This is a genomic window from Chroococcidiopsis sp. (genome assembly GCF_051657925.1).
In the GTDB taxonomy this organism is placed as follows: Bacteria; Cyanobacteriota; Cyanobacteriia; order Cyanobacteriales; family Chroococcidiopsidaceae; genus Chroococcidiopsis.
Genome location: NZ_JBOFLP010000266.1, coordinates 1 through 3822 on the forward strand (window position 1 = coordinate 1; position 3822 = coordinate 3822).

The following is a 3822-nucleotide window of genomic DNA, read 5'->3' on the forward strand; positions in this document are numbered from 1 at the left end:
TATTGCTGACGAGCGATCGCTAAGCTACCAAGATGACACTCAAAAATTTAAATAATGCATTAACTGGGAAATAATCTGACCTGGAAGGGACAATCGTTTTTGAAAATCAACTAAATTTCGATAAGCACCAGCCATCTGACGATTTTCTACGACTGCTTGTGCTAATGCCAGATCCATAGTGGGAATTTGAATTAAATCTTCTACTGTCGCTGTATTGGGATTGAGGCGAACAAGAGGAGAAGTCTCTGCATCGTAATAACAGAATTTGAGGATTGGTGTCAAGGGTGCGAGGCGTTGCACGGGAACGCTCAAAGCAGCGGCAATATCTTCAATACAATAAAACTGTACCCCAGCATGGCTGAGTTGAACGAGCGATCGCGCTTGATGTATGGAAAGTCCCGGTAGCCTCAACCAGTCATCTACCGTTGCTTGGTTGACATCAATCTGAATTCCTAAAGACAACGCCACAGCAATTTCTTCTAATGATTGCAACCGATAATATGGATCGTTCAGCAATCTATTGCGGATCGTTTGAATTTGCAGCCAGCTTAACATTTGGCAGTCGGGAGTCGGGAGTCGGGGTGGTTTATTACCAATTACCCATTACCAATAAAATTATATTTGCTCTAATAACTGGCGGCGTTTTTGCTCGAATTCGTATTCCGAGATTAACCCCTCTTGGCGGAGATTATCTAATTCTCTCATGGCATCTGCGATCGCGCTCACTCGGTCTGGCATGACTGTAGTTAAGGGGCGCTTCGATAAAATGGAAAAATTGGCAAGATTCGTCATGCCTGCTGCCGACATGCCCAATTCAGAATTAAAGTTAAGGTCAAATTCCTCATTGTCTTGAACTAAATACCAGAACCCTTCAATAGCGCTAGCAACGCGGGGAATAGGTGTCCACGAGAGCAGTAGATAAAGCAGTCCCCACAAAGGCTGTCCCAAGTAAAACTTGTGCAATCCAGCAATTGGCATCGGCAACACCGTACAAGCAAAAGCCAGAGTAGCAGCAATTTTACGATTTTTTTGTTGGCTGACGATGCTCATGAGGACAACTCCATAGGGAAGGGGGGTTAAGGTATTTTGCCAAGGCAGCGATCGCTTTTTTAACTACCTTACCTTCTATATTATTCATTCCCTTATCGGTTATCAGTTAATAGGGAGCAGTGACCAGTGACCAATGACTGCTGTATTAAATTGTCGTCTAAACTAGAATGATATTAGACGTACCTATAAAAACTTTGAGTACCTCACTCAAATAATTACAAGCGCTATGGGATTTTTTGATTCTGATATAGTTCAACAGGAAGCCAAACAGCTGTTTGAGGATTATCAAGCGCTGATCAAGCTGGGGAACAGCTACGGCAAATTTGACCGCGAAGGAAAAAAGCTATACATCGATCAAATGGAAGCCATGATGGAGCGCTATCGGATTTTTATGAAGCGCTTTGAACTTTCAGAAGATTTCATGGCACAAATGACAGTAGAACAACTTAAGACTCAGCTCAATCAGTTTGGGATCACGCCGCAGCAAATGTTCGAGCAAATGCATAATACTTTGGAGCGGATGAAAGCAGAGCTAGAGAATCAGTCCTAATGAGGGGTTAGGAGTGAGGAGTCAGAGTTGGTTGTTGGTATGTTTCTCCCTTGTCCTCCTTGTCCACGGACACTTTGACGCGACGTGCTTTAACGGGGGGAACCCCGCACGCAAGTGTCCTCCCCTTGTCCTCCTCTCATTCACGACTATATCGGTCGCCGTTCTAGCCCCTTTGTGGTAGTTTTAAGCACGAAGACGAAATGGAGTTAGACGTGCAACCAAAAGTAATTATTCACGGTGGTGCAGGCAGTTCGCTACACGGCAAAGGTGGAGTAGAAGCAGTGAGGCGATCGCTCTACCCGGTTATTGAAGAGGTTTATGCTTTATTGCTGGCAGGCAAGAGTGCTTGCGAGGCAGTGGTACGTGGTTGTCAAATGTTAGAAGACGATCCCTTGTTTAATGCTGGTACGGGATCGGTGCTGCAATCGGACGGACAAATTCGCATGAGTGCGGCGCTGATGGATGGTATTGCTCAAAGATTTAGCGGTACGATTAATGTCTCGCGAGTCCAGCATCCAATCGAACTAGCATTGTATTTACAAAGCTCTCCCGATCGCGTGTTGTCAGACTTTGGGGCAGCAGAACTATTACGAGAACTGCAACTGCCTAGCTACGATCCGATTACAGAGCGTCGTCTCAACGAATGGCTGCAAGAAAGGCAGGAAAATTTTACAAAGACGATGGCGGCGGTAGTGGCAGAAGTCGGGGTAGGAGACGATGCAGACACCGCAGTTGTCGATACGAGTGCTAGACGGGGAACAATTGGCGTAGTCGTGCTAGACAGCCAAGGAAAGCTAGCATCTGGTACATCGACAGGTGGTAAAGGGTTTGAACGCATCGGACGTGTCAGCGATTCTGCTATGCCTGCGGGAAATTATGCCACGGCACACGCTGCCGTCAGCTGTACGGGAATTGGCGAAGACATCATCGATGAGTGTTTGGCAGCGCGGATCGTCGTCCGCGTTACGGATGGCATGACTTTGCTAGATGCGATGCAACGCACGTTTACTGAAGCCAGCGATCGCCAGCGAGACTTAGGGGCGATCGCCCTTGATGCTTCTGGTGCGATCGCTTGGGGAAAAACCAGCGACGTGATCTTGGCTGCTTTCCACGACGGCAACAAGATTGCTGACACTTTAGAGTTGCCCGTGGGAACGCAGGTTGGTTGTATTTGAGGGAGCAGGGAGCAGGGAGTAGGGAGCAGGAAGCAACTCAAAACTCAAAATATCCCCACACCCCACACCCCACACCCTTTCTTCACTAGCCATCACCCACTAGTCCTAATCACTCCTTCGACTTCAACCTCCAGCCAGGTTTGACGACCTGACGCGATCTGGCAATAACCAAACAATCGTCGGGTACGTCTTCGGTAATAGTCGAGCCTGCGGCAATGTTGACATCCTGTCCGATCTCGATCGGAGCGACGAGGACGCTATCAGCACCCGTCTTACTGCGATCGCCAATTTTAGTGGGATGCTTTTTTACACCATCGTAGTTAGCTGTAATCGTACCGCAACCAATATTGACTTTTTCCCCAATGGTGGCATCGCCTAAATACGATAAATGGGCAGCTTTGGTTTCTGTCCCCAATTTCGTATTTTTCAATTCCACAAAATTGCCAATCCGACAACCCGCACCAACTTCAACCTGACCGCGTAGATGAGCGTAGGGACCGATTTGAGTTTCAGCACCAACAATGCTGTTGCTGACAACAGAATACATCGCCGTGACGTTTTCGCCAATCTGACTATTTTCTATGAGACTACCCGGTCCAATCCGACAGCCAGAGGCGATCGCGGTTTGACCCCGGAGGTGGGTTTGTGGCTCAATGACAACATCTGGTTGAATTTTTACCGTGTCGTCAATTGTGACACTAGCTGGATCGATCAGCGTGACTCCTGCTGACATCCAATAGGACTTGATGCGTCTTTGTAAAATCTCGTAGGCAGTTGCTAATTGTTCGCGATCGTTGACTCCCAAAATTTCTTGTTCGTCTTCGATATCCACTGCCATCGTGGGTTGGAGTAAATTTACAGCATCTGTCAAATAGTATTCTTTTTGGTCGTTGTTTGCTTGTAGTTGCGGTAGTACGTTCGCTAAATCTTGCCAGCGAAAACAGTATACCCCAGCGTTAACGCGACGATTTTGCTTTTGAGCTGCGCTACAATCGCGATCTTCAATAATTTGTTGGACGATGTTTTGACCGTTACAAAATACCCTTC

Annotated in this window: 5 protein-coding genes; 2 read left to right on the top strand and 3 right to left on the bottom strand. The window is 47.1% G+C overall.

The features are described from left to right. Positions 1-39: 39 nt before the first annotated feature. Together ACRC32_RS22105 and ACRC32_RS22110 are read right to left on the bottom strand one after the other, a co-directional pair. On the bottom strand, positions 40-555 hold the full coding sequence (locus ACRC32_RS22105; RefSeq protein WP_438555995.1) for a helix-hairpin-helix domain-containing protein: 516 nt from the start codon (positions 553-555) through the stop codon (positions 40-42). Between the two features lie 60 nt (positions 556-615). Beyond that, positions 616-1044 (bottom strand): NINE protein, encoded by a 429-nt coding sequence (locus ACRC32_RS22110; protein WP_438555998.1) that lies wholly within the window; start codon positions 1042-1044, stop codon positions 616-618. A gap of 232 nt (positions 1045-1276) precedes the next feature. On the opposite strand from ACRC32_RS22110, the gene ACRC32_RS22115 reads away from it, so the two are divergent. After that, positions 1277-1600 carry a DUF1825 family protein gene (locus ACRC32_RS22115; protein WP_039715768.1) on the top strand — a complete coding sequence of 108 codons (324 nt, stop codon included), beginning with the start codon at positions 1277-1279 and terminating at the stop codon, positions 1598-1600. Between the two features lie 200 nt (positions 1601-1800). Continuing rightward, complete coding sequence (locus ACRC32_RS22120; RefSeq protein WP_438555996.1) at positions 1801-2775, top strand: isoaspartyl peptidase/L-asparaginase; 975 nt, start codon at positions 1801-1803, stop codon at positions 2773-2775. Positions 2776-2884: 109 nt separating this feature from the next. On the opposite strand, the gene glmU is transcribed toward ACRC32_RS22120, so the two are convergent. Further along, on the bottom strand, positions 2885-3822 hold a 938-nt coding region (glmU, locus tag ACRC32_RS22125; protein WP_438555997.1), incomplete at its 5' end, for a bifunctional UDP-N-acetylglucosamine diphosphorylase/glucosamine-1-phosphate N-acetyltransferase GlmU.

Excerpts from the sequence above, each read along its gene's own strand:
- ACRC32_RS22105 (WP_438555995.1), bottom strand. The coding sequence starts at position 555 with ATGTTAAGCTGGCTGCAAATTCAAACGATCCGCAATAGATTGCTGAAC.
- ACRC32_RS22115 (WP_039715768.1), top strand. The coding sequence starts at position 1,277 with ATGGGATTTTTTGATTCTGATATAGTTCAACAGGAAGCCAAACAGCTG.
- ACRC32_RS22120 (WP_438555996.1), top strand. The coding sequence starts at position 1,801 with ATGGAGTTAGACGTGCAACCAAAAGTAATTATTCACGGTGGTGCAGGC.